The 25,130-nt window shown below is 53.8% G+C and carries 21 protein-coding genes and 1 tRNA gene; 11 read left to right on the forward strand and 11 right to left on the reverse strand.

The genetic code is table 11. The features are described 5' to 3' along the window. Nucleotides 1–25: 25 nt before the first annotated feature. The 4 genes from mutL to miaB all read right to left on the reverse strand — a co-directional run bounded on the left by mutL (nucleotide 26) and on the right by miaB (nucleotide 6,753). A complete protein-coding gene (gene mutL / locus B5F35_RS01000; protein ID WP_242969342.1) occupies nucleotides 26–2,107 on the reverse strand; it encodes a DNA mismatch repair endonuclease MutL in 2,082 nt (693 codons plus the stop codon). 6 nt (nucleotides 2,108–2,113) lie between these two features. Further along, entirely contained in the window at nucleotides 2,114–4,735 is a 2,622-nt protein-coding gene (gene mutS, locus B5F35_RS01005) for a DNA mismatch repair protein MutS (protein ID WP_087237169.1), read from the reverse strand. Nucleotides 4,736–4,845: 110 nt separating this feature from the next. Next, on the reverse strand, nucleotides 4,846–5,253 hold the full coding sequence (locus tag B5F35_RS01010) for a YlbF/YmcA family competence regulator (RefSeq protein WP_087237171.1): 408 nt from the start codon (nucleotides 5,251–5,253) through the stop codon (nucleotides 4,846–4,848). Nucleotides 5,254–5,334: 81 nt separating this feature from the next. Continuing rightward, nucleotides 5,335–6,753, reverse strand: a complete 1,419-nt coding sequence (miaB, locus tag B5F35_RS01015; RefSeq protein WP_242969343.1) for a tRNA (N6-isopentenyl adenosine(37)-C2)-methylthiotransferase MiaB — start codon at nucleotides 6,751–6,753, stop codon at nucleotides 5,335–5,337. A 184-nt stretch (nucleotides 6,754–6,937) separates the two neighbouring features. Here miaB and B5F35_RS01020 point away from each other — a divergent pair, with 184 nt between their 5' ends. From B5F35_RS01020 to B5F35_RS01040, 5 genes are all read left to right on the forward strand, one after another. Continuing rightward, on the forward strand, nucleotides 6,938–7,642 hold the full coding sequence (locus B5F35_RS01020) for an MgtC/SapB family protein (protein ID WP_087237173.1): 705 nt from the start codon (nucleotides 6,938–6,940) through the stop codon (nucleotides 7,640–7,642). 125 nt (nucleotides 7,643–7,767) lie between these two features. After that, nucleotides 7,768–7,852 (forward strand) — tRNA-Leu (locus B5F35_RS01025). A 102-nt stretch (nucleotides 7,853–7,954) separates the two neighbouring features. After that, entirely contained in the window at nucleotides 7,955–8,929 is a 975-nt protein-coding gene (locus B5F35_RS01030; protein WP_087237174.1) for an ABC transporter ATP-binding protein, read from the forward strand. Continuing rightward, entirely contained in the window at nucleotides 8,926–9,729 is an 804-nt protein-coding gene (locus B5F35_RS01035) for an ABC transporter permease (RefSeq protein ID WP_087237176.1), read from the forward strand. Before B5F35_RS01030 ends, B5F35_RS01035 begins: the two co-directional genes overlap by 4 nt. Before the next feature lie 3 nt (nucleotides 9,730–9,732). Then, entirely contained in the window at nucleotides 9,733–10,509 is a 777-nt protein-coding gene (locus B5F35_RS01040; protein WP_087237178.1) for an ABC transporter permease, read from the forward strand. Nucleotides 10,510–10,602: 93 nt separating this feature from the next. Here B5F35_RS01040 and mscL read toward each other — a convergent pair whose 3' ends face one another. The 4 genes from mscL to B5F35_RS01060 all read right to left on the reverse strand — a co-directional run bounded on the left by mscL (nucleotide 10,603) and on the right by B5F35_RS01060 (nucleotide 15,212). Beyond that, nucleotides 10,603–11,046 (reverse strand): large conductance mechanosensitive channel protein MscL, encoded by a 444-nt coding sequence (gene mscL / locus B5F35_RS01045; protein ID WP_087237180.1) that lies wholly within the window; start codon nucleotides 11,044–11,046, stop codon nucleotides 10,603–10,605. A 17-nt stretch (nucleotides 11,047–11,063) separates the two neighbouring features. After that, nucleotides 11,064–13,430, reverse strand: a complete 2,367-nt coding sequence (locus B5F35_RS01050; RefSeq protein ID WP_330396258.1) for an ATP-dependent helicase — start codon at nucleotides 13,428–13,430, stop codon at nucleotides 11,064–11,066. Between the two features lie 75 nt (nucleotides 13,431–13,505). Next, the gene (locus B5F35_RS01055; protein ID WP_442856404.1) at nucleotides 13,506–14,750 is read right to left on the reverse strand and encodes a sodium ion-translocating decarboxylase subunit beta; all 1,245 of its coding nucleotides are present in this window, start codon (nucleotides 14,748–14,750) and stop codon (nucleotides 13,506–13,508) included. A gap of 54 nt (nucleotides 14,751–14,804) precedes the next feature. Next, on the reverse strand, nucleotides 14,805–15,212 hold the full coding sequence (locus tag B5F35_RS01060) for an OadG family transporter subunit (RefSeq protein WP_087237182.1): 408 nt from the start codon (nucleotides 15,210–15,212) through the stop codon (nucleotides 14,805–14,807). Between the two features lie 304 nt (nucleotides 15,213–15,516). Here B5F35_RS01060 and B5F35_RS01065 point away from each other — a divergent pair, with 304 nt between their 5' ends. Continuing rightward, nucleotides 15,517–16,377: an AraC family transcriptional regulator gene (locus B5F35_RS01065; RefSeq protein WP_087237264.1), complete on the forward strand. Its 861-nt coding sequence runs from the start codon at nucleotides 15,517–15,519 to the stop codon at nucleotides 16,375–16,377. Nucleotides 16,378–16,424: 47 nt separating this feature from the next. Beyond that, the gene (locus tag B5F35_RS01070) at nucleotides 16,425–16,973 is read left to right on the forward strand and encodes a DUF1836 domain-containing protein (RefSeq protein WP_087237184.1); all 549 of its coding nucleotides are present in this window, start codon (nucleotides 16,425–16,427) and stop codon (nucleotides 16,971–16,973) included. A 23-nt stretch (nucleotides 16,974–16,996) separates the two neighbouring features. Here the strand turns inward: B5F35_RS01070 and B5F35_RS01075 are convergent, their stop codons facing one another. Together B5F35_RS01075 and B5F35_RS01080 are read right to left on the reverse strand one after the other, a co-directional pair. Continuing rightward, nucleotides 16,997–19,195: a Ger(x)C family spore germination protein gene (locus tag B5F35_RS01075; RefSeq protein ID WP_162611284.1), complete on the reverse strand. Its 2,199-nt coding sequence runs from the start codon at nucleotides 19,193–19,195 to the stop codon at nucleotides 16,997–16,999. A gap of 39 nt (nucleotides 19,196–19,234) precedes the next feature. After that, on the reverse strand, nucleotides 19,235–20,686 hold the full coding sequence (locus B5F35_RS01080; RefSeq protein ID WP_087237187.1) for a spore germination protein: 1,452 nt from the start codon (nucleotides 20,684–20,686) through the stop codon (nucleotides 19,235–19,237). A 148-nt stretch (nucleotides 20,687–20,834) separates the two neighbouring features. On the opposite strand from B5F35_RS01080, the gene B5F35_RS01085 reads away from it, so the two are divergent. The 4 genes from B5F35_RS01085 to B5F35_RS01100 all read left to right on the forward strand — a co-directional run bounded on the left by B5F35_RS01085 (nucleotide 20,835) and on the right by B5F35_RS01100 (nucleotide 23,292). Further along, on the forward strand, nucleotides 20,835–21,512 hold the full coding sequence (locus B5F35_RS01085) for a DUF421 domain-containing protein (protein ID WP_087237189.1): 678 nt from the start codon (nucleotides 20,835–20,837) through the stop codon (nucleotides 21,510–21,512). Between the two features lie 2 nt (nucleotides 21,513–21,514). Then, a complete protein-coding gene (locus B5F35_RS01090; RefSeq protein ID WP_087237191.1) occupies nucleotides 21,515–21,895 on the forward strand; it encodes a DUF4363 family protein in 381 nt (126 codons plus the stop codon). A 193-nt stretch (nucleotides 21,896–22,088) separates the two neighbouring features. Further along, complete coding sequence (gene nrdR, locus B5F35_RS01095) at nucleotides 22,089–22,559, forward strand: transcriptional regulator NrdR (protein ID WP_087237193.1); 471 nt, start codon at nucleotides 22,089–22,091, stop codon at nucleotides 22,557–22,559. A 34-nt stretch (nucleotides 22,560–22,593) separates the two neighbouring features. Beyond that, nucleotides 22,594–23,292, forward strand: a complete 699-nt coding sequence (locus B5F35_RS01100; RefSeq protein ID WP_087237195.1) for a hypothetical protein — start codon at nucleotides 22,594–22,596, stop codon at nucleotides 23,290–23,292. 71 nt (nucleotides 23,293–23,363) lie between these two features. On the opposite strand, the gene B5F35_RS01105 is transcribed toward B5F35_RS01100, so the two are convergent. Beyond that, nucleotides 23,364–25,055, reverse strand: a complete 1,692-nt coding sequence (locus tag B5F35_RS01105) for a M3 family oligoendopeptidase (protein ID WP_087237197.1) — start codon at nucleotides 25,053–25,055, stop codon at nucleotides 23,364–23,366. Nucleotides 25,056–25,130 lie beyond the last annotated feature (75 nt).

The raw sequence follows: 25,130 nt of genomic DNA on the forward strand, positions 1-25,130 counted from the left end.
AAAAAATCGAAATCTGACGGACATTTTATTGCAGCCTTCCAAACTGCTTTTCCAGATCCCGCCGCCTCATAACAATCGAAACAGGACGGCCGTGCGGACAATAGCGGATTTCCGGATGGGCGGCAAGCTGGGCAGCCAGCGCCGTCAACTCTTCCTGTGACAGCTCGTCTCCCGCCTTGATCGCCGCCCGGCAAGCGACATTGTGGTAAAGCCAGTCCAGCTTTTCCGTTGTCAGATCGGTTTTAGATCGTATGAGATAGCCCGCTATCTCCATCACGGCATCCGCGATCCCCTCGCCCTCCAGAATCAGCGGGGCGGTGCGCACCAGCACCGTACCCGCACCGAAATCGTCAATTTCAAACCCGGCTTTCCGGCACAGCTCCCTAGCCTCCAAAACGGCGGCGTACTCATTTTTTTCAAGTGTCACGGAAACGGGCTCGAGCAAAAGCTGGCAATCCGCGTCGCCGCGCTCAGCTTTCAGCTTCTCATAGATCATCCGCTCGTGCGCCGCATGCTTGTCAATCCAGATCAGATCATCCCCGCTTTCGAGAATCACATAGGTACCGAAAGCCTCCCCTACCAAGCGAAACGAGGGCTCCGGCTGTGTCTCTGGCTCCGGCGTTTGCTCCGGCTGTATCATGCTATCGGGTCTGGGTGTTTTCGAAAACCGCACCGTGTCCCCGGGCTGCGAATTGGAAAGAATGGAGAGCGCTGGAGCCTTCGGGAACGGCATTTGCTCTACGGACGGTTCCAAAACAGCATGAGGAGCGCCCTCCTTTGCAGGTGTCTCCGACGGCTCACTCTCTTTCGGATGAACCGGGCGGGCTACAGCAAAGTCCTCCTCTCTGTGCAGGGCGGCGGAGGAAAGAGAAAACTTTTCCCGAACGGTTCCATGCCCGCTGGACGAAAAGGGGCGGGACAGTTTTGGCACCGAGATTTCCGGCTCCGGACTATCCTCCCGCCGGGACGTTTGCTCCCTCACATCTCTTGCCGGGCCTTCTGGATGCTCGGAGAGGGAAAGCTGGCGAACCTCCGGCCGGACTCCGGCAAAAACAGGAGGCCGCGTGATGGGAATTTGCGCCACACGCGGGGTATCACCCTCATTCAGCGCTGTTTTAACGCCGTGATACACACAGTCAAACAGCGGCTTTTCGTTGACAAAGCGCACCTCGATCTTTGCCGGGTGAACATTGACATCCACCGCGCGGCACGATACCGTCAAATGCAGGACACACGCAGGCATCTTCCCCACCATCAGGGAGCCCTTGAAGGCTTCCTCCAGAGCAACCATGGCGGTGCGGCTCTTGACGTAACGGCCGTTAAGGAAAAAATTCTGCATACTCCGATTGGGGCGCGCCGCCGCGGGACGGCTCACATAGCCTTTGACGGATGTGCCGCCATAGGTATAATCCACCGGAATCAGCCCTTGTGTAAATTCCCGGCCATAGACGGCATAGATTGCGGACTTGAGATCCCCATCACCGGGCGTGTGGAGCGTTTCCTTTCCTTCACGCACAAAGCGGAAGGAAATTTCGGGATGCGAAAGCGCGATTTTATCCATTACGGACGCAACGGCATTGCCTTCCACAACATCCTTTTTCAGAAACTTCATACGTGCGGGCGTGTTGAAAAAAAGGTCCCGCACCACAATGGTAGTGCCCGCCGGACATCCGGCCTCTGTGTATTCCTCCTCCTCACCCCCGGCAATGACATAGCGCGTTCCTTCCAGCGCTTCCCCAACACGGGTGAGCAGTTCCACACGGGCCACCGCCGCGATGGAGGCAAGCGCCTCCCCGCGAAAGCCGAGCGTACCGATCCCCTCCAGATCCTCCTGGCTGTTTACCTTACTGGTGGCATGGCGGAGAAAGGCGGTCGGGACGTCCTCCGGCGCCATACCGCAGCCGTTATCAGTAATCCGCAGATAAGAAACGCCTCCATGCTGAATCTCCACAGTGACGGTGGTGGAACCAGCGTCCACCGCGTTTTCCAGAAGCTCCTTCACCACGGAGGCGGGGCGATCCACCACTTCGCCCGCCGCGATGAGCTCCGCCACCTGCTTTTCCAACACATGAATCCGTCCCATGGGCTCCTCCTTTGCTTTCGCCAAATGCCGTTACTCCTTCTGCGCCAGCGTGGTCAGCTCGAACAGCTGCGTCATACATTCGATTGGTGTGAGCGTGTTCACATCAAGGCTGCGCAGGCGATCCATAATTTCGCGCTCCCCACCCGGCAGCATGGCAAGCTGCATGGCATCCGGCACTTCCTGCTCCTGCCTGCGTTTTTTTCCTTTCGGCAGCGACACAGCTTGCCCATTCTCCAGCTCGGACAGGATCTGCCGGGCACGGGTGATCACCTTGTTGGGGACACCCGCCAGCTTAGCCACCTCAATGCCGAAGCTGTCGTCCGCTCCGCCGCGCACAATCCGCCGCAGGAAGGTAATATCGTCGCCCCGCTTCTTGACAGCGATGTTGAAATTCTTCACACCGTCCACCAAGTCCTCCAGCACCGTCAGCTCATGATAGTGTGTGGCAAAGAGCGCTTTTGCTCCCAGCTGCTTTTTGTCCGCCACATATTCCAGCACGGCGCGCGCAATGCTCATTCCGTCAAACGTGGAGGTTCCGCGCCCAATCTCATCCAGAATCAGGAGACTATCCTGCGTGGCGCTGCGAATGATCTCCGCAACCTCGCTCATCTCCACCATAAACGTAGACTGCCCGGAAGCCAGATCGTCCGACGCACCCACACGGGTGAAAATGCTGTCCGTAATACTGATATCCGCAGAGGATGCCGGAACAAAACAGCCAATCTGCGCCATCAGAACAATCAGGGCGATCTGCCGCATATATGTCGATTTTCCGGCCATATTCGGGCCAGTGATGATCGCCACACGGTTTTCCCCGCGATCCAGCGTCACATCATTCGGCACAAACGGCACGTCCAGCAGCTTCTCCACAACCGGGTGGCGTCCTTCCCGGATTTGGATGCGTCCATCCAGATTGATCGAAGGACGCACATAATTCTGCGCGGCGGAAACCTGCGCGAACGAACGCAAAACGTCAATCTGCGCTACAGCAGCCGCCGTTTTCTGGATCCGGGCCAGTTCCCCGGCTGTCCGCTTGCGCACCTGATCGAAAAGATTGTATTCCATCTGCACGGAACGTTCCTGTGCACCAAGGATCCGCCCCTCCAGCTCCTTGAGCTCCGGGGTGATAAAACGCTCGCAGTTGGTAAGGGTCTGCTTGCGGATGTATTCCGGCGGTGCCTGGTCTTTATAAGAATTGCTGATCTCAATATAGTAACCAAAGACGCGGTTATAGCCAACTTTCAGTTTGGGAATCCCGGTTCTCTCACGTTCCTTAGCTTCAATTTGCGCGATAATGCCGCGTCCGTTCGTCATATCCCCCTTGAGCAGATCCAGCTCTTCGCTGTAGCCGGGACGGATCAAACCGCCCTCACGCACGGAAAAAGGCGGATCATCATCGATGGCACGCTCAATCAGGTCACAGACATCCTCAAGCGGGTCAATTTCATCCCGCAGGGAACAGAGCAAAGCCGATTGTGCGCCTGCCAATGCTCCCCGGAGCACCGGCAGACGAGCCAGGGCCGCGGAAAGTGAACGAAGCTCCCGCGCGTTCGACGAGCCATACACAATCCGGCTCATCAGCCGTTCCAGATCATGAATCCCGGAAAGGCCTTCCAGCACATCGTCACGCAGAGCAGCGGAACGCACCAGCTCCTCCACCGCGTTCTGGCGGCGCGTGATCTGTCCCGGGCTGATCAGCGGCTTTTCAATCCAGTTGCGGATCAGGCGTTTCCCCATCGCGGTGCGCGTGCAGTCCAGCACCCAAAGAAGAGAACCGCGCTTTTCTTTGGAACGCATGGTCTCACAAAGCTCGAGATTGCGGCGGGCATTCAGATCCAGACGCATGTACTGCGCTTCGCTGTACAGCCTGAGCTCCGTCATGCGCTCCAAACCTGTGCGCTGTGTCCGTTTCAAGTACCCAAGCAGCGCGCCAAGCGCCGCTGTGATCAGCGGTTGATGCGCGATCCCCAGATCATCCAGCGTTTTTCCCGAAAACTGATCGCCCACAACCTCCTGCGCTTCCCCCAAATCAAACTCTTCTTCGGAAAGAAGTTCCAGGCTCGCGGAGAGCCGCTCCCGAATAAACGCGGGCAGCTCCTTAAAATCAAGCGCTCCAGGGTTCAGAAGAATTTCCCGGGGAGAAAAGCGGGACAGCTCATTGATCAGCTGCTCACTCAGATCGCCGCCGGAAAGGACACAGGCATTCAGTTCCCCTGTGGAGATATCGGCAAAGCAGCAGCCCGCCTGCCCGCCTCCTGTACAGATAGAGCAGATGTAATTGTTCTTCGCCTCGTCCAGCATGCTGCTTTCCAGAACGGTGCCGGGCGTGATGACGCGGATGATGTCACGCTTGACAAGGCCTTTCGCCACCGCAGGATCCTCCATTTGTTCACAAATGGCGACCTTGTAACCCTTCTGCACCAGGCGTGCAATGTAGCTTTCAGCGCTGTGAAACGGCACACCGCACATCGGCGCGCGCTCCTCCTGTCCGCAGTCCCGCCCGGTAAGCGTCAGATCCAACTCCTGCGAAACCAGCTTCGCGTCGTCAAAAAACATTTCATAAAAATCGCCCAGCCGGAAGAAAAGGATCGTCCCAGGATTCTTCTCCTTCATCTCCACATACTGCTGCATCATCGGCGAAAGATTTGCCATACTTCTGCCTCCAACCCAAAATGGAAAACATGCGGAAGGGATCCGCCCACGTCTCCCCTCCGCATGCCGTTGCCGTAATTCGCTGTTTTCCCGCCGTGCGGGGGCGGCGCTTAGTGGCAGCCGCCGCAGGAGCCGCAGTTTCCGCCGCAGCTATGCTCCTCATAGTCCGCGGTATCCGGATCCGCTCCGTCCGCACACTGGCTGATGATGGCGCTGATCCGGTTAAGCACAGCGTCAAGATCCTGCTTCGCGGCATTGTATGCCTGCATGCTGTCGTTCTGCATAATCTGGCCGTACAGCAGGCGGATCTCATTGTTCAGCTCTTCAAGCTTCTTGTCGTCACGCTCATCCTTGTTGGCTTCGTTGTTGATCGCCATTCTCTTGAGATTGAAATCGCCGATCATGTTTTGCAGCACGGCGTCGCCGTCGCAGGCTTCGCTGGCCTTGCGCATGGCAAGATACCGCTCGTCCTTTTGCAGTTCGCGTCCGATTTCACGGGCCAGTTCGATCATATCCATGGGAATACCTCCAAATTTTATAAATATAATTAGATTAGAACAGATGATATCAGAACATTGCGTTGACCAGACAGCCTGGCTTCACTGCTGCCGGGAAACAAGCTCTCCTGTCAGAATCCAGTTGCGGGCAGCTGTAATCTTGACATCGGCAAAGCTTCCGGCCAGCTCCCGCGGACCGGGGAAATCCACAACCACATTTCCGTCTGTACGGCCGGAAAGCATGCCCTCCTGCTTTCCCTCCTCCTCCACCAGCACACGCTGCACGGTACCGACCGCTGCCTGGCATCTTTTGGCGGCAATCTCCTCCTGCGCGGCGCACAGCTCCTGGAACCAGCGGGATTTCTCCTGAGCCGGAACAGGATCGTCCATTTCCGCGGCTCTGGTGCCGCGTCTTGGGGAGTAAATAAAGGTAAACAGGGAGGTAAACTCCACTTCCCGCACAAGGGAAACCGTATCGAGAAATTCCTCGTACGTCTCGCCGGGGAAGCCTACAATCACATCCGACGTCAAAGAAAGATCCGGGATCTTTTCCTTTGCATAGCGAATCAGATCCAGATATTTCGCCCTGTCGTAATGACGGTTCATCTCCCGCAGAATCCGGTCATTTCCGGACTGGAACGGCAAATGCAGATGATGGCTGATATGCGTTCCCTGCGCAATGGTATCAATCAGCTCATGTGTCGCGTCCTTCGGATGGGACGTCATGAAACGAATGCGGTAGTCGCCGGGGATGCGATCAAGGCGGCGCAGAAGCTCCGCGAAGGAAACCGGGTGCTCCAGCGTCTTGCCGTAGGAGTTGACGTTTTGACCCAAAAGCGTGATATCCTTATATCCCGCGCGCACCAGTGCGGCAAACTCTTCCTCCACCGCTTCCGGCGTGCGGCTTCTCTCCCGCCCGCGCACATACGGAACAATACAATAGGAGCAAAAATTATTGCAGCCATACATGACCGTCACCCAAGCCTTCACGGAACCGTCGCGGTGGATGGGGAGTCCCTCATGAATGACACGATCTTCGCTCTCATCGCCGCGCGAAAACACGCGCTTTCCGCTTGTCAGCGTTTCCAGCAGGAGTTCCGGGAAACGGTGAATCACATGTGTCCCGAACACCAGGCTGACATAGGGATAACTGCGCCGGATACGCTCCGCGACATGCTCCTGCTCCATCATGCATCCGCACAGCGCGATGATAACAGACGGATGACGCCGCTTCGTGTTTTTCAGCGCGCCGACATTTCCGAACACGCGATCCTCCGCGTGCTCCCGCACGGCGCAGGTATTGAACAGAATGAAATCGGCCTCCTCCGGATCCTCGGTGAAGCCGAATCCCATTTCTTCGAGAAACCCTTTGATTTTTTCCCCGTCCGCCACATTCTGCTGACAGCCGTAGGAATGGACATAGGCCATGGGGCGCTCCCCTCTGGCCCGTATTTTCATAATCTGCGCCACATCGTCCATGACAGCTTCACTGCCGCGGACAGAATGATTGATTTCCTGCAAAAAAGCTTCCTCCATGCTTCATCACATTTTTCCGTCTCCGGTTTTTCCGGACAATTTTAAGTTAGTATATCATATTCGCGTTTTTTCTTCAAGAAATTACATAGAAATTTTACGATGACACTTTTCTTTTTCCGGTTTTGGTGTATAATGAATAGAAAACTTTATCGCAAGAAGGGAACTTTTCATGCTGGATATCCTAAGAAGTGTTGACCAATATTTGCACGAATACCACCTGCTTTCCATTGCTTTCCGTCTTATCCTCTCCATGGTACTTGGCGGTATTCTCGGCATGGAACGCGGCCGAAAAAAACGTCCGGCCGGTTTTCGTACCTATATGACGGTCTGTGTTGGCTCTGCTCTGGTCATGTGCACCAGTCAATATATGGTTCAGGTATTTGGCACAGGAGATCCGGCCCGTCTGGGGGCGCAGGTGATCAGCGGAATTGGCTTCCTTGGCGCTGGAACCATCATTGTCACAGGGCGCAGCCAAGTCAAGGGCCTGACCACCGCCGCCTGCTTGTGGGCTTCCGCCTGCATTGGCCTTGCTGTCGGCATTGGATTTTATCTGGGGGGAATTCTCTGCACGATTCTGATCTATATTGGAATGACTGTGATGCACCGCATCGAATGGTCTCTCCTTGCCAAAGCCAAAGTGATGGATTTTTTTGCAGAATTTTCTTCTATGAAGGATATCGGGCGCTTTATTCAAATGCTTCGGGAACATGGAATCACGGTGAGCGATTTACAGATGAACCGCAAGGACCGTACGCAAAACGATCTGATCGGCGTTATGTTTACCATCAAGCTGGAAAAGCCGATTCCGCACGCAAAGCTTCTGGAAATGTTTTCAGGTTTTGATGGGATTAAATTTGTGGAGGAAATTCTGTAAATGAGAGTTTGGAAAAAACAGGACGAAAAAGAGAGAATATTTTTTAATTTTCTCTTGACAACCGGATCCGGGGATGCTATAATCGTAAACGTCGCTGAGAGAGACGCGGCAAAAACCGAATAGATGCGCGAGTGCTGGAACTGGCAGACAGGCACGTTTGAGGGGCGTGTGTTGCATGACGTACGGGTTCAAGTCCCGTCTCGCGCACCAAAACCCGAATGCTTTTGCATTCGGGTTTTTTTGTCCCCATTTTTATGATTTGACGGCTCCTGAACGGTCTTTTCCGTTTGAAACGAGCCAAAAGGAGGGCGTATGATCGAACTTCGTCACATTCAAAAAACCTTTCGGGTCTCCCGGCGCAGTGCCGGGCTTTCTCAGGCTGTGAAATCCCTGTTCCGCAGGGAGTATGAAACCGTCAACGCCCTGCAGGACGTTTCCTTCACCATCCGTGATGGGGAAATGGTCGGCTATATCGGTCCAAACGGGGCAGGAAAAAGCAGCACAATCAAAATCATGAGCGGTGTTCTGACGCCGGACGGTGGAGAGTGTACGATCAACGGGCGTGTTCCCTGGAAGGAGCGAACTGCCCACGTCCGGGAAATCGGCGTCGTATTTGGGCAGCGCTCCCAGCTCTGGTGGGATGTACCGGTCATCGACAGCTTTGAGCTGATCCGAGATATCTACCGCGTAGACAGCCAAGCTTATCACAAAACATTGTCCCGCCTGACAGAGCTTCTGCAAATCGGAGAAATTGTGAAAACACCTGCCCGCCAGCTCTCGCTTGGACAGCGGATGCGGTGCGAGATCGCGGCATCTCTCCTGCACAATCCGAAAATTCTCTTTCTGGACGAGCCAACCATCGGCCTTGACGCTGTATCCAAGCTTGCCGTGCGGGATTTTATCCGGGCCATTAACCGGGAAAACGGCACCACCGTGATTCTTACAACGCACGATATGCAGGACATTGAGGCTTTAACGGAACGGATTCTCCTGATTGGGAAAGGGCGGATTCTGCTTGACGGCTCTCTCTCGGATCTCAAAGCCCGAAATTCTTCCCACAAAACCTTGACGGTTGCCTATGAAGGAGGGGTTCTCCCCTCTTGGGAAGAGATAACGGTGAAGGAGAACAAGGAAGGGCGCGCCGTTCTCTCGGTGGACACCCGCACCCTCTCCATTTCCGAAGCCATCTCCCGAATTTCCGCTGCGGTCGGCGTGAAAGATATTTCGGTAACAGGGGAAAGCATCGACGAGCTCGTGGTTTCTCTGTACCAGGAGTTTGCGATATGAAACAGTATAGTTCCTTTTTCCGCATCCGCTTTCTGGCGGGGCTTCAATACCGCACGGCTGCCTGGGCGGGAATCTCCACCCAGTTTGCCTGGGGAGGGATGACTATTCTGCTGTTTCGTGCCTTCTATGAGAGTGACGCATCCAGCTTTCCCATGCCTTTTTCTTCCCTCTCCACTTACCTGTGGCTTCAGCAGGCGCTTCTCGCCATGTTTATGGCGTGGTTCTTTGACAACGACATTTTTGACAGTATCTCCAACGGCGGGATCGCCTATGAACTGTGCCGTCCCTGCGATCTTTACAGCATGTGGTTTGTAAAAAATATGGCAATTCGTCTCTCCCGAACCGTGCTCCGCTGCGTTCCTATCCTCCTGGTGGCGGCTTTCCTGCCCGCCCCGTATTCCGTTACCCTTCCCGCCGGTTGGACGGCAGGCCTGCTGTTTGTTGTCTCTTTGCTGCTGGGCTTTCTGGTACTGATTGCTTTTTCCATGCTCATCTATCTTTCCGCGTTCTACACAATCTCCTCTCTGGGAATCCGGCTTCTCGCTACCTCGGTGGTGGAATTTTTCGCGGGCGGGATTATTCCCCTCCCCTTTCTGCCGGAAAGCATCCAGCCGTTTTTCTATGCCCTGCCCTTTGCCTCCATGCAGAACACACCCTTTTTGATCTACACCGGTTATATGCAGGGGGATCAGGCGCTGTGGAGTATGGCTGTGCAATGCGCGTGGCTTGCCGGCCTCGTGCTTGTGGGACGTCTTCTCATGCGCCGCGCCCTTAAAAAAGTTGTGGTACAGGGGGGATAACAAATGAAGCTTTATTTTAAATTTGTCGCCATGCAGCTGAAATGTCAGATGCAGTACAAGGCATCCTTTTTCATGATGGCGCTGGGACAGTTTCTCGTCTCCTTCACCGCCTTCCTCAGCATCTTCTTTCTGTTCACCCGTTTTCACACGGTGCAGGACTATTCTTTTTCGGAAATCTTGATCTGTTTTTCCGTGATTCTTACCTCCTTTTCCCTGACTGAATGTTTTGTCCGGGGCTTTGACGTCTTTCCCCGGCTCATTCAAAGCGGCAATCTGGATCGCATTCTGGTGCGTCCCCGCGGAGAAATTTTCCAGGTGCTGACCTCCACCATTGAATTCTCCCGGGTAGGCCGCTTTTTACAGGCTGCTGCCATGCTGATTTACGCTATTCCGGCAAGCGGCATTGCATGGACTCCGGATAAAATTTTCACTCTGCTGTTGATGCTGATCGGAGGGATCGCTGTTTTTTCCGGACTTTTCATCCTTTATGCGGCACTAAGCTTTTTCACGATTGAAGGCCTGGAATTCATGAACATTTTCACAGACGGAAGCCGGGAATTCGGAAGATATCCGCTCTCTGTCTACGGTGAGGGCATCCTTAAATTTTACACCTACATCATCCCAATCGCACTTTTTCAATATTATCCCTTCCTGTATCTGATCGGGCGCTCCGATGATTTCCGTCTCAGCCTGCTTCCTCTGCTTGGTTTTCTCTTTGTGATTCCCTGTTACGCCTTTTTCCGTTTTGGTCTGCGCCATTATCAGTCCACTGGTTCCTAAATACTTTGACAATCACCCTTCAAAACAAAAAGCATCCCTCGGATACGGTACACTTCGCCGTATCCGAGGGATGCTTTTGTTTGTGTCTGATACTTATGTATTCTCCGGCGTATCCAGACGCGACGTACAGTGCGGGCAGCGCGTGGCAAGCACGGGAATTTTAGAGAGGCAATATGGGCACTCCTTTTCCGTGGGAGCAGCCGGTTTTTCCTCTTTTTTGCGGCTCACCAGATCGCGTACACGGTTGATCTGCTTGACCACAATATAAACCACAAGGGCCACCAACAGGAAATTGACCACCTGCGTCAGGAAGCTTCCATAGTTGATGCTCGAAGCGTTTTCCCCTGAGGACAGCACCAGCTTGAGATCGTTGAAATCCACGCGGCCGGTGATCAGGCTCAGGACAGGCATCACAATGTCGTTGACAAGCGAATTGACGATTCCTGTGAACGCGCTGCCAATGATCATACCGACTGCCAGATCGATCATACTTCCTTTGAGCGCAAAGCTTTTGAATTCCTTCCAGAATTTTTTCATTTCTCTTTCTCCTTCTCTCACAGCTTTTGCAGGCGGGCAAAATTTGCCATCAGCTTTTTGGTCCCCACCCGCTCAAACGCAATTTCCAGCAAAACGTCATTCCCCATGGGGGATGCAGAAATAATCATACCCTCTCCAAAGGTTTTGTGAGAGACCGCATCCCCTGGCTTGAAGGAAGCGGAAGGCTTTTCCGCCCGGGCTACAGCGGCGGGGCCGAAATTGCGGGCGGCCTGTACGGAAGCCGCGCGCGTTTCGCGGTAGGACACCGGAAGCGCCATGCCGGGTTCCGGTTTTTTCCATTCTCTGGCACGGTGACGATCGGTCAGCTCCTCCGGAATCTCCAGACAGAAACGGGAAGGCTTGTTGCGGTTCGTGCTGCCAAAGAGCATGCGGCTTTCCGCGTTCACAATGGTCAGCTCTTCCCGCGCACGGGTAATCGCCACATAAGCCAGGCGGCGCTCCTCCTCGATCTCCGGGGGATTATAAATCGCCTGCATGCCCGGGAAAAGCCCTTCCTCAAATCCGGGAAGGAACACACACGGAAATTCCAAGCCCTTCGCGGAATGCATCGTCATCATGACAACCGCGTCCACGCTCTCATCGAGGTTGTCCACATCTGTCATCAGGGAAATTTCCTCAAGGAACCCGGCCAGCGAAGCTTCCTCCCCGTTGTCCTGCTCATACTGGCGCAGGTTGGACAAAAGCTCTCCAATGTTTTCAATGCGGTCCTGAGCTGTTTCCTCCTCCGTCTCCCTCAGATATTCCCGGTACGCGGTTTTTTCCAGAAGAAGCTCATACAAATCTCCCAGTTCCAGCGTATCCGACGCCTGGATCAGCTCCTGGATCAGGGAAGCAAATTGCAGCAGCTTGGCAGCGGAGCGTTTGAGGGGTTCATATTCATCCGCATGAGCAATCACTTCAAACAGGCTTACGCCAAGACCAGCGGCAATCTCCGACGCCTGCGCAATGGTCTTGTCGCCGATCTGGCGCTTCGGCTGGTTGATAATCCGGCGCAGGCGGATCTCATCTCCCGGATTGTTGATCACACACAGATACGCGAGCATGTCCCGGATTTCCTTGCGCTCGTAAAAGCGCAGTCCGCCGAGCATCCGATACGGCACGCCCGATTTGACAAAGCAGCGCTCCAATGTGCTCGACTGGGAATTCATGCGGTAGAGAACCGCATAATCGGAAAATTTGCGTGTGGATGCTCCATCGAGAATCTGCTTGGTGATATACTCCGCTTCACCCATTTCGTTGATCGCGGTGTAGACCGAAATTGGCTTTCCTTTGGGATTCTCCGTCCACAGGGTTTTGCCTTTCCGCTCCACATTATTTGAGATAACAGCGTTTGCCGCGTCAAGAATGGTTTGGGTTGAGCGGTAGTTTTGTTCCAGCCGGATGGTGTGTGCCTGCGGGAAGCTTTTCTCAAAACTGAGGATATTCTCAATCGTAGCGCCGCGAAATTTATAAATGCTCTGGTCATCGTCACCCACGACGCAGAGATTTCCGTTGCGCTGAGCCAGAAGCTTCACCAACAGATACTGCGCATGGTTCGTGTCCTGATACTCGTCCACCATGATATAGCGGAATTTATCCTGAAAATGTTCCAGAACATCTGGGCAATCCTGAAACAGCCGCACCGTATTGGCGATCAAGTCATCGAAATCCATGGCGTCGGCTTTTTTTAGTCCCTGCTGGTATAGCTGATAAGCCTGTCCAATCAGCACAAGCCTGTTGTCCCGCCCGGCGGCAGTCAAATATTCCTCAGGAGTAACCAGATTATCCTTGGCACGGGAAATTTCTCCCAGAATTGCCTTGTGGGAGAGCACCTTATCCTCTATCTTGAGCGCCCGCTGACAATCCTTCATCAAGCGTTTGGAATCGTCCGTGTCATAGATCGTAAAGTGGCTTGTATAGCCCAGACGATCCCCAAACTGGCGAAGAAAACGCGCACAGGCAGAATGGAACGTGGAGGCCCAGATCTCGCCTCCCTCCTCCCCCAGCATGGAAATCAGGCGGTTTTTCAGCTCTCCGGCTGCCTTATTGGTGAAGGTAATGGCCAGCACCTGCCAGGGGCGGCAGGGAGAACAAGCCATATGCGAGCGGGTTTCCTCCGGAAGCGGCGACGTGCCGTCGAGATAGGCCTGCATCGCGGCAGCGTCCTGCTCCGTGAGATATCTTTCATCCTCACTGTGATAGGCTTTTCCGTAGCGAATTAGATTGGCAATCCGATTTACCAGCACCGTCGTCTTTCCGCTCCCCGCACCGGCCAGAATCAGAAGAGGGCCCTCCGTGTGAAAGACCGCTTCCTTTTGACGGTCATTCATTCGGCTGAATTCTTTTTCCAGAACCTTTTTCCGCAGATCAGTCAAATAGCTCAAAAAATTTCCTCCTAAAAATTTACCCGCACACGCATTTCTTTGTGTGCGGGTAAAAGCCAATTCATGAAACTGTGATCATCTCAGGATGCTGATCAGAACACCAGCTGCAACAGCGGAACCAATAACACCGGCCACGTTCGGGCCCATAGCATGCATCAGCAGGAAGTTGCTCGGATTCTCCTTCTGACCAACCTTCTGTACAACACGAGCCGCCATCGGAACAGCGGACACACCAGCGGAACCAATCAACGGGTTGATCTTGCCGCCGGAGAACTTGCACATCAGCTTGCCGAACAGGACGCCGCCCACCGTACCGAAGCCAAACGCAATCAGACCGAGGACAATGATACCGATCGTCTGGGGAGTCAGGAAGACTTCACCCGTAGCGGTCGCGCCGACCGTAACACCGAGGAAGATGGTGATGATGTTCATCAGCTCGTTCTGAGCGGTGTTGGAAATACGGGATACCACGCCGCTCTCACGCATCAGGTTGCCCAGCATGAGCATACCCACCAGCGGAGCTGCATCGGGCAGCAGCAGGGAAATCAGAATGGTAACAATGATCGGGAACAGAATCTTTTCCAGCTTGGAGACAGGACGAAGCTGCTCCATGACGATCATACGCTCCTTCTTGGTGGTCAGAGCCTTCATAATCGGAGGCTGGATAATCGGCACCAGCGCCATGTACGAATATGCCGCCACAGCGATGGGGCCAAGCAGATGGGGCGCCAGAATCGAGGTGACATAAATCGCCGTCGGTCCGTCAGCACCGCCGATGATAGCAATGGAACCGGCTTCCTGAGCTGTAAAAATACCGAGCGCCATCGCGCCGATGAAAGTAATAAAGATGCCAAGCTGTGCCGCAGCACCCAGCAGGAAGCTCTTCGGGTTGGCAATCAGAGGACCGAAGTCCGTCATTGCACCGATGCCGAGGAAGATCAGCGGCGGGTAAATACCCAGCTTAACGCCCTGATAGAGGTAGTACAGCAGTCCGCCGTTGGTCGGGATCTGATAATACTCCAGGCCCTCAAGAATCACGGTGGGATAATTGCCTGCCGCTCCGTTATGGGCGGCCATGTAATCGGTAACAAGCTGCATCTCGGTCGAAGGGGTCGCGGTAATGCCCGGGAACACATTGACCAGCAGCATGCCGAATGCAATCGGCAGAAGAAGCAACGGTTCAAATTCCTTCTTGATCGCCAGATACAGGAGAACAAGGGAAATGAGAATCATGATATAGTTACGGGGATCGTTGCCCAGAAAACCGGAAGTTGCCCAGATTCCCTGCAACGCATCCATAAAGCCTTGCAAAACCTCCACGGAAAATATCATCCTTTCTAACTATGATTCCATACCGGATCGCTGACACGTCTCTTAAAAAGGACGAGTGTTCTCCATCACACCGGCCATTCCCCAGGCCGAACGCGATGCGGAACGGGAACGACGGATGGATTTGATCGCGGATACGGAAGCGCCCTCCGTGCAGTACACGGCAGCGGCAATCGCAGCTACAATTTCCCCGGGAATTCCATCTTCCACCGCAGGAGCAGCGGGAGCGGCAGGGACGGGAGCAGAAACGGGAGCAGGAGCAGGCTCCTGCGCTTTTTCCACCGGCTTCGGCTTCGTGTTTTTGTTGGTCGCGTTATAAACGAGCGTACCATACAGCTTGATGATCTCCGTCAGGACAATCAACACCAGAAATACAACCACAAGACCGGTCAAAAGAATGGTCAGCGAAAGCGTAACCTTATCGTCGGTCTGCAGCGCCAAAAGCATGGGCATAATTCGGACTCTCCTTTAACTCAGTATTCATTATGTGATCTTCCAAGGCCCTTTGCTCTTTAGCGACAAAGTTTGCCGTTATGGATCGGGCTTTGAAAGGTTAAAAAAACAAGATTGTTATTATTATAACCGATAGCAAATTCAATTTCAATTATTTTTCATAAAATGTTTTTTCTTTTTCCATATTCTCCGAAGACCATTGAAAAGAAAGAAAAGGTTTTATATAATGAAGAAGTATTCCCAGACGGCCGGAAAGCGTACTGCGGCAGTCTCTCACACAGAAAAAGAAAGGCGGAGAGCTTCTTTGACAAACGACGAATTCCGGCATTCTTTCAAACAAGCCTTTCACAGCAGTCTCGGGCTTGCCGTATACAGCTGCGGGATCCAGAAATGCTCCGCCGGACACGCCTGGGGCCCTGCCGTGCGTGATCATTACCTGATTCACTGCGTTACCTCGGGAAAAGGCGTCTTTTCCTTCGGAGGAAAGGATTATCTGCTTTCCGGCGGGGATGGCTTTTTGCTGACGCCTGGTGTCGTCGCCTCCTATGCGGCGGACAGTGAATCCCCCTGGCAATACTGCTGGATCGGTTTCAACGGTACGGATGCTAAGCGTCTCGTGGAACAAACCGGCCTTTCCTATGAAAACCCTGTCTTTCATTTTTCCGGGACGGCACTGCCGGATCGGCTCGAACAAATCTGCCATCTTTCCTGCGCCACACACAGCAACGAAGCGCGTGTGGAGGCCGGGCTGCTGCTTTTTCTGGCCGATTTGATGGATGCCTTCGGTTCCTCCTCCGCCGCGCACCACGCCAGCGGATATGAGTATGTTCAAAAGGCCGCCCGCTTCATCGAATACAATTATTCACGCAGCATCGACGTGGAGGATATCGCGGCCAGCGTAGGCATCAGCCGCAGCCATCTTTATCGGCTGTTTATGGAAAACATTTCCGTTCCCCCGAACGAATATCTGATGCGCTGCCGGATGAACAAAGCTGCCGCTCTGCTGGAAGAAGGCCGTCTTTCCGTCGGAGAGGTTGCCTCCTCCACCGGCTTTTCCGATCAGCTGTATTTTTCCCGCGTCTTTAAAAAATACATGGGAATCCCCCCCAGCCAATACGCGCTGCGTTCCGCGCGGGAATCTCAGAAGCAGCAGGATAACGCCTGAATCTGCCGCAGTCCAGCGGCAAACAGATAAAAAAGGAGTTTTACCAGATGGACATCTCTGCCGAAGCAATTCAAAAATGGTCACACGAGCTGGAAGCTTTTGAACCCCAGCCCTGGGACAGGATGCCGGAGATCTACCTTTATATGGATCAGGTGCTCAGCTATATGGAAAAGCAGCTGCAGCTCTTTGATCGAAACGGAGAAGGACTGCTGACCTCCAGTATGATCAATAATTATGTAAAGGCCGGAGTCCTTCCCCGGCCTGATCGCAAAAAATACGCGCGTGAGCACTTGGCTATGCTGACGATGATTTGCATGCTCAAGTCCTCGCTCTCTATCCCGGACATCTCCTCTCTTATCAACCTGCTTTTGGAGGACAGCAGCGAAAAAGAAATGTACGGCAATTTCTGTGAGGCGCAAAGGCTCGCCATGGAAGAGGTTTGTTCCCGGCTTGACAGCGGCACCTCCGGCGGCCGCCGCGAGCTGATCCGTCTCGCGGCCGAGCTTTCCATTGAAGCCGCTATGCGCCGCGCCGCAGCGGAACGCATTCTCAGCGAGCTTTCCTGCGAACCGCATGAGACAGTGGAGGAGTCCTGAGACATCAGAGAAAATCTGACACTTTATTCGATTGCAGGCGTATCTTCCTGTCCGACACGTGCAATCTCCACCTTCGCCTGCACGGAAATTTCCGCTTGTGAGACAGCCTGCGGCCATTGCGCGGCATACTGCTCCCATTCCTTTGGGTTCGCCTGATGCAGGCGGCGGCCTAACAGAAAAATATCCGCTCCATATTCTCCGAGGCACAGATCCAGCGCGGTCTGTGCCTCTTTTTGGATCTCCTGAGCCAGTGTCTGCTCCATCACAGCGTATGCAGCCTCCCCATAGCGAGTATCCATACCGGTATCCAGTGCTCCAATATCCGCGGCACAGCGGATGGAAATGGAAAATGTGGGCGCTCCCCCCTGCACCGAAGCTGCAATGTCTGTTTTGAGGTCATGGAGTTCCGCTGTCAGGCGGGCATCATCCGGCAGAATTACCGTTTCCAGGCCGCGATCAAAATCTCCCAGAAGATACAAGGCTCCCCGTGTTGTTTTTTCGTCCAGAACTGCAAGAAGTTGCCCCTGTTGATCCAGAAGCGCCGTCCCTGCTGCTTCCACTCCCTCATCGGTTGATCGTACAACCGGCAGATAAGGGCTGGCTCCGTCGTTTCCAAAATGGTTGACAAAGTCTGTCAGCGTAATCCGCGCGATGTTTCCGTTCATATTTTGCGTCTCCAGAATTTCTCCCAGCACCTTGGCGGAGACGGTTTTTTCCTCCCGCTTCGCCGTCAGCACCTCAGAAGCTTCCCCCTCCGCCATCATAATTTGGGCATTGGGCCTTGTCTCCGCATTACGCACAAAGAAATCCAGCATCCCGGAAATCCCGGATTCCGCACAGGAACGCCCAAACACCACCACAAGCGCATGGCTGTAGAGCGGATCCTGTCCGGTTTGCAGTGTCAGCGAACCAAGCGCCTCCAGAATGGATTCTCCTTCCGCTGTATATACGGAAACCTCCCTTGTCTCTCCTTCTGTAATTTTAGTGGACTGCACCGTGAGAAGAAAGGTTTCCCCCTGGCGGTCGATTCCGATTCCTTCAATCAAAAGACGGCGGTTCAGACGGATCTGTTCCCGGCATCCGGATACCGAAAGTACAAAGAGCATCGAAAGCAAAAGCGCTGCTGCCTTCTTTGCTTTTCCCTTTTTCCCCTTGTTCTCCGCTTTCCTTCGGCGAACCAGGTCACAGATCAGGAGAAGGAGCGGAATTGCAACAGCACAAACCAGCGTAAACGGCAGAAACAGGCCGGATCCATAAAACAGCTTCTGTAACCCCCGCATCGAACAAATGGCAAGAGACAGCCCCGCCGTCAAAACCGCGCCCGCGATCACGGACCATTTTCCCGCGCGAGACGCTGCACTCTCCACACACAGGCGCAGCAGATACAGATCGGTCGAAAGCTTGACCAGCATACAGAAAATCCAGATACCGATCAAAACGGCGTCCATCCCCTGCACTGCCCCCATTTCCGTAAAGGAAGCGGCCGCGTAAAACGGGAAAAGCTGATCACCCAGATAGGCTCCCATCGCCCCTGTCATGACGGCGAGCAGTCCCGCAATGACGGCGTACACCACCGTATTCCAAATCACAAAGCCGCGGCCCAGTTTTCCCCGCGTCTGCGCGCCCAGAAAAGCAATCGCGGTCAGCCCATCGCTCCGTGCCAAAAGAAGCAGGATGCCGGACGCTGCCTGCTTTCCCCCATCCTCAAAAAACGGCACGAAATTCAGCGGGTTTATTTTTATGCTCAGAAAAAGGAAAATTGCCGCAAGGCTGCACGCTGCAAAGACGGAAACGATCGCCCCTGTACGGCCGATTGTTTCTATTCCTTTCCACGCCGCATACGAAGCCGAAAGCGCCGTGACAATAGCAATCAGCGCAAGGGAAGCGTGCGGTTCCATAATATTTGCCATAAAAAGCTGAAGGAGAGAAAGCGAATACGCGGCAAAGAATAAAAAGTACAGCGCATAAAGCGGTAAAAAAAGAAACCCAAAGCGTCCCAGAAGCGATTTTGCCACCTGCAAAAGATTCTGATCCGGTCTGCGGCGGTGCAGCAGCCACAGCGGAAGAAAAAGAAGAAATTGAAGAAGATAGGAAGCCAGACAAGACGGGATCAGCTCCTGAAGGGATTCCCCTCCCGCCAAAACCGTATTCATGGACAGCAAAAAGACAAGACGCTCCACAAACAGAGTCAAAAAAAGCTGTCCTGCTCCGATTTTATTCACACCAGCCTGCTGCATCGTATCCGACCTTTCCCGGATCCGTTACGGGTCGAGCGTCGAGCCCGGCAGATCCTGTATTTTTTCCACACGTTTTCCGAGCTTTTTCCATCCTGCCCGCAGGACCGCGTCGCGCATAGACGCCTTTCCAAATGGTGATACCGGCGCGCCGAACGGAACCCCAAACGAAGCCTCGGAACAGAGATTCGCCGTCATCAAAAACATGGCCGTCATCAATCCCCAAAACCCGATGGTTCCCCCGATCAAAATAAGGATCAGCCGGCAGATTGCCACCGGCTCATACAGGGACGGTACCAGATAAGAGGAAATAGCTGTCACCGCGATCACCATCAGTGTGGGGGCTCCCACCAGACCGGAATTGACCGCCGCGTCCCCAATGACAAGCGCGCCGACGATGCTGACCGCGTGCCCCAGCACCTTTGGGGCGCGCAAACCGGCTTCCCTCATGATTTCATAAATGATATGGATCACGATGGCTTCCAGCATAATGGAAAATGGGGTATTCAGCTCCGATTGGGCGATTTTCAAAAGAAGCGGCTCCGGGATCAGCTCCGGATGAAACGTGGAAGCCGCCACATAAAACCCGGGGAAAAACATGGCAAGGAAAAAAGCAATCAGTTTCAGAATCCGGGTAAAAGCCGCGTAAAACGGACGGTTGGCGTAATCGTCAAAGCTCTGAAAATTTTCCAGAAACAGATGCGGAAGGATAACTACATTTGGTGTGCCGTCAATCAGTAAAGCTACGCGGCCTTCCTCTATTTTGCCGCACACCGTATCAGGACGTTCCGATACACCGACTGTATTGAACAGGGAAAATGCACCCGGCCTGCGGAAAAAGGGCGTGACATATCCCGCTGCCAGCACGGCGTCCAGATCCATCTGCGCCACCTGCCTGCGGACAGCCCGCACAAGCTCCGGCGATGCACGATCGCGCAGGTAGCAGAGACAGAGAAATGTGCTGCTCTCCCTGCCTGCCATCAGCTTTTCAAATTTCAGCTGCGGTGTTTTCAGACGGCGGCGAAGCAGCGTCATGTTGATCTGCACCGGCTCCACAAACCCTTCCCGCGCGCCATGCTGCATACTTTCGTTCTGCGGCTCGCCCACACTGCGGAAGGAAAATCCCTGAAGGCCGATGGCCAGCACACTGCGGCAGCCATCCATCAGCAGGACCGCAAACCCGCTCATGAGAAGGTTCAGCGATTCTGTATACTCAAACACCTCCTTCTGATCCACAGCGGACAGCACACAATCCCGCAAATAAGCAAATTTCTCTGGAGGATCCCCGCTGGGAAACTCTGCGTTCATAACCGGCGTGAGCACGCTCTGCGCCGCAATCTGTTTGTTTACCATGCCTTCCATGCTCAGAAAGGCTGCCTCCACCCCCGCGATTCGCAGACGGCGCGTAATAAAGTCAATGCTTCCGTCAAAATCAGACTGAAAGCGTTCCAGATTCTCTTTCAGGGAAACGGCAAACATCCTCCAACCTCCTCCTTATCCCGGACATGAGAACGAAGCTTTTTGGTAATGTTCGCCGGGGAGCGCTGTTTTATGCGGAATAAGCACAATTTCGCGGGAAAGAATATCCTCAGAAATTGGCTCTGCACTATGCAAAGGAGGACTTGCCATGACAATCTCCCTGATTCGTACGCTTCTGCTCTACGCTGTCATTCTGGGAGCGGTGCGCCTGATGGGAAAACGGCAGATCAGCGAACTGCAAACCAGCGAGCTGGTGGTAACGCTTTTAATCTCCGATATCGCCGCAATTCCCATGCAGGACACGGGACAACCGCTTTTGAGCGGCTTGCTCCCCATTGCCATTCTGGTTTTTTGCGAGATTGTCACTTCCGTCATCATGCTGAAAAGCACCCGCCTGCGCAGTCTGATCTGCGGCCGGCCCATTGTGGTCATCAACGACGGCTCCATCGTCCAGAGCGAGCTTCGCCGGCTGCGCATGACAACGGAGGATCTCTGCGAAGAGCTTCGGCAGAAGGATATTTTCTGCCTGGAGGATGTCGCCTATGCAATCGTGGAAACCAACGGACGGATGAGCATTGTCAAAAAGCCGGGTAAGGATGTTCCTTCCGCGGAACTCTGTGGATTGATCCCGCCTGATAACGGAATAGAAGCCGTTGTGGTCAGCGATGGGGTTGTCTCTGATTTTTCATTGCAGCTGATTCGCAAAAGTCACGGATGGCTGGAAGGCATTCTGCGCGGTAAAAATCTTTCCGCAAAAGATATTTTTTTGATGACAGCAAACACAGCCGGTCAGTTCCATATTGTAAAAAAGGAAGGGAGGAATTAGGAATGAAACGTCTCTGGGCTGCAGCAATCCTTTTTTTCTGCGCCGCAGCACTCTGCTTTTGGCAGGGCTGGCATACCGGACGCACGACGGATCTTTTGGAGCAGGAGGTCCGGGCCGCCGTCAAAGCAAGCGAACAGGGGAATGCTTCTCTCGCGGAATCGCATACACTTGCCGCCATACAGGAATGGGAGTCTGCGCGCGGCCCGCTTTGTGTGTATACCGCGCACACGCGGGTTGAGGAACTGGGACGCACCCTCAGCGCCCTTCCCCCGCTGGCCCGGTACGGAACCTTCGACCAGCTGGCTTCCGAATGTGAGCGCGCACTGGCACAAATCGATTCCCTTCGCTGGATCGATCGTCCCACACCGGAAAATATTTTGTAATTCCCCTGCATTTTCAGCGAAAAACTGTATCATTCCCAAAAACAAAATTGCAAAAAAAGCAAAGATATGATAGAATGAGAGCACATAAGGAAGCATTTGGGATCGTGTGAAAATCGTGCCCACAGAGCGTCTGTCACGGCATCGGTTTTTCGTCCGCGTACTGGGCGCAGTGCGGGGCAGGAAGGAAAGAAAAATGAAATGTCCATATTGCAGCTATGAGGAAAGCAAGGTCGTTGACTCCCGCCCTACGGATGAGGGCGAACGAATTCGCCGCAGACGGGAATGTCTGAAATGCGGAAAACGCTTTACCACTTATGAGGTGGTGGAAACTGTTCCCGTTGTGGTGATCAAGAAGGATCGCTCACGGGAAACCTTTGATCGGAACAAGCTTCTCAATGGCCTTCTTCGCGCCTGTGAAAAGCGCCCTGTCTCCCTTGACACACTGGAAAACGTTGTCGATGAAATTCAAAATACACTTCAAAATTCCCTGGAACGCGAAATCCCTTCCAGCCGGATCGGAAAATATGCAATGGATCGGCTCAAGGATATCGATGAAGTGGCCTATGTTCGCTTTGCCTCTGTGTACCGTCAATTTAAAGATATCCACAGCTTTATGGAAGAATTGAGTGAGTTAATCAAAAACAAGGGCGAAACGAAAGCCTGAGTTTTTATGTATTATGTATGAAAGGGGAAAAAACATGAAACGTCTTCTCTGCGTCATTTTCTCCGCTCTCATGGTAGCCGGATCCGCCTCATCGGTTTATGCCCTTCCCAGACACGAGGAGGTTGGGATAGAAGAAACTCAGACCGTCACTGTAAGCAGCAGCGAGCTTTGGACGCAGTTTGCAGAAGCCGAGGCTTACAAAAAGCTTTATGAGATGCAGGAGAAAGCTGTAAAAGAGCAGCTGCGTCTCTATGAAGGACCCGGCGCCGCAGCATATCTGTACCAATCCGGCACAGCTTCACAGGCCTACGCACAATGGTCGGAGCTGAAAAGCCAGGAATCGGCGCTCAAACTGAAAAAAGAGCAGTACGAATGGCAGAAAAAGCAGGCGGAAGCTTCCCTCAAGCTGCTTGGGGAAAAACCTGGAAAGGCAGAGCTGCAATATGCTCTCTACACAGGAACCCTGACCCCTTCCGGCCTTGCCTATGACGCTCTGCTGGCAAAGCGTTATTCCCTGCAAATGCAGGAGGAGCAGAACGAACTGGAAAAGAAAAATTTGGAATATCAATACCAGCTGGGGCAGATCGATGACAGTTCCTTTATCTCCGGTTTTGCCGCCGCGGTTCTGAAAAAGGAAGAAAGCAAACAGCAGCGGGAACAGATTGACGCGGAAATCGAATATCTTTATTCTCCGTCTCCGGCAGGCCCTGCGGCAGGTCCTTTGCTTCCCTGAAACAAAGATAATAAATCAGGCGGGACACCCGAAACGGGTGTCCCGCCTGATTTGATTTCAGACTCTCTTTTTTACAGCTGATGCGTATCGATCCAGTCGCTGACGGCTTTTGCCACAGGGGCAAGGGAACCGTCTGTGAAAGGAACCACAAGACCCGCACTTCCGACGAGATCCGCGTATGTCCGGGTCCCGGCCTTGTCCACCAAAGCCAGATACCGCTGCCAGGCATCCTTCGGATCCTTCAGGAAGGCAGCAAAGAATTGCAGCGCCACTGTCTGCGCCAGGCAATAGTCAATGTAATAGAACGGATACTGATAAATGTGAAGCTGACGCTGCCAGCCCGCGCCGCGTCCGTAGAAGGACATTCCCTCCACGTTATTCCAAGGACGGTACTTTTTCTCCAGCTTCAGCCATTCCTCGTTGCGCTGCTCGGGCGTCAGCTCCGGGTGGCTGTATACAATGTGCTGGAACTCGTCTACCATACATCCGTAGGGCAAAAAGCTCAGCGCGTCCTCTGCGTGATACAGAGCATACTTATCGGTCTGCGGCCCGAAGAACAGATGATGCCAAGGGGTCGTCAAAAACTCCATGCTCATACTGTGAATCTCGCAGCTTTCCAAACCCGGGCCTTGCAGCTCACCCGGCAAATCCTGCTGCATAGCACGGTATGCCTGGAATGCGTGGCCCGCCTCATGGGTCAGCACATCCACATCCCCGGAAGTACCGTTGAAGTTGCTGAAAATAAAGGGCGCTTTCAGCATCGGAAAATGAGTGCAGTATCCACCCGGCGCTTTGCCCGGCCGGCTCAGAACATCCAGCAGCTCATTGTCCATCAGAAAATCAATGAATTCCGCCGTCTCAGGACTCAGTTCATGATACATGGTGCGTCCTGCCGCCAGAATTTCCTCGGGGGTACCGGTGGGATTGGGATTGCCATCGGCAAAATAAAGCGCGCTGTCGTAGAACTTCGGATCGGTCAGGCCGCAGCGCTCCGCCTGCCGCGCCTTCATGCGGGCCACCAGCGGCACTATGTCGCGCACTACCTGCTCACGGTAAGCTTCCACCTCTTTGCGGCCATAGCCCAGACGCTGCATCCGCAGATAGGACAGGGGAACATAGTTCTCATACCCCATCGCACGGGCCTGCTCATTGCGGTTTTCGATCAGCTTGGTATACAGCTCATCAAATTCCGCCTGATGGTCGTCGAAGAATTTTCCTTCCGCCTCATAAGCGGCCTTACGCACCGCGCGATCGGTGCTCTGCTTGTAAGGCCCCAGTTTGGGCAGCGGCAGGGTCTGCCCCTCAAATTCCACCATCGCCGAAGCATACAGCTTCTGATACTGGCTGACCAGGGCGTTTTCCTTCTGCATCAGCGGCAGAATCTCCGGGATGGCACAGCGCACACTCTGCTCCAGCTTATCCAGATAGATCTGGCCGTACCGATCCGCCAGAGCCTGCTTGTGCGGATTCGCCAGCACCGCACGGGAGAAAGCCAGCCCTTTGTCGTTGAACCGGGGACTGTTCTCATCATAGAAATCATTCTCTTTTGCGTAGAACTCATCCTTGGTGTTAATCGAATACCGTACATAGGACAGGCTGGAATCAGTCATAAACTGCTGGCACAGCTTGTCACATTCATCACAAACCGCCAGAAGCTCTTCTCCGCTCGCGGCATTCGCGGCCTGAGCTGTAAGCTCATCCAGACGGGCAAGCATTCCTTCCAGGTCCGGGCGGACATACTCAATCTGAGAAAAAGGTTTCATGATACAAAATCCTTTCCGGCGTGGAATTCCGCGCCTTCCATGTTGCTCTGCTAGACCGCACCTGCGGCAACCAGG

The sequence above is a fragment of the Anaeromassilibacillus sp. An200 genome (assembly GCF_002160025.1).
Taxonomy (GTDB): domain Bacteria; phylum Bacillota; class Clostridia; order Oscillospirales; family Acutalibacteraceae; genus Caccousia; species Caccousia stercoris.

What these genes read in the sequence shown, in the direction of transcription:
- B5F35_RS01030 (WP_087237174.1), top strand. Translation starts at nt 7,955, where the DNA reads ATGATCGAACTTCGTCACATTCAAAAAACCTTTCGGGTCTCCCGGCGC.
- B5F35_RS01010 (WP_087237171.1), bottom strand. Translation starts at nt 5,253, where the DNA reads ATGGATATGATCGAACTGGCCCGTGAAATCGGACGCGAACTGCAAAAG.
- B5F35_RS01020 (WP_087237173.1), top strand. Translation starts at nt 6,938, where the DNA reads ATGCTGGATATCCTAAGAAGTGTTGACCAATATTTGCACGAATACCAC.
- nrdR (WP_087237193.1), top strand. Translation starts at nt 22,089, where the DNA reads ATGAAATGTCCATATTGCAGCTATGAGGAAAGCAAGGTCGTTGACTCC.
- B5F35_RS01040 (WP_087237178.1), top strand. Translation starts at nt 9,733, where the DNA reads ATGAAGCTTTATTTTAAATTTGTCGCCATGCAGCTGAAATGTCAGATG.
- B5F35_RS01080 (WP_087237187.1), bottom strand. Translation starts at nt 20,686, where the DNA reads ATGTTTGCCGTTTCCCTGAAAGAGAATCTGGAACGCTTTCAGTCTGAT.
- B5F35_RS01070 (WP_087237184.1), top strand. Translation starts at nt 16,425, where the DNA reads ATGGACATCTCTGCCGAAGCAATTCAAAAATGGTCACACGAGCTGGAA.
- B5F35_RS01090 (WP_087237191.1), top strand. Translation starts at nt 21,515, where the DNA reads ATGAAACGTCTCTGGGCTGCAGCAATCCTTTTTTTCTGCGCCGCAGCA.
- B5F35_RS01035 (WP_087237176.1), top strand. Translation starts at nt 8,926, where the DNA reads ATGAAACAGTATAGTTCCTTTTTCCGCATCCGCTTTCTGGCGGGGCTT.
- mscL (WP_087237180.1), bottom strand. Translation starts at nt 11,046, where the DNA reads ATGAAAAAATTCTGGAAGGAATTCAAAAGCTTTGCGCTCAAAGGAAGT.
- B5F35_RS01060 (WP_087237182.1), bottom strand. Translation starts at nt 15,212, where the DNA reads ATGCCCATGCTTTTGGCGCTGCAGACCGACGATAAGGTTACGCTTTCG.
- B5F35_RS01105 (WP_087237197.1), bottom strand. Translation starts at nt 25,055, where the DNA reads ATGAAACCTTTTTCTCAGATTGAGTATGTCCGCCCGGACCTGGAAGGA.
- B5F35_RS01085 (WP_087237189.1), top strand. Translation starts at nt 20,835, where the DNA reads ATGACAATCTCCCTGATTCGTACGCTTCTGCTCTACGCTGTCATTCTG.
- B5F35_RS01100 (WP_087237195.1), top strand. Translation starts at nt 22,594, where the DNA reads ATGAAACGTCTTCTCTGCGTCATTTTCTCCGCTCTCATGGTAGCCGGA.
- mutS (WP_087237169.1), bottom strand. Translation starts at nt 4,735, where the DNA reads ATGGCAAATCTTTCGCCGATGATGCAGCAGTATGTGGAGATGAAGGAG.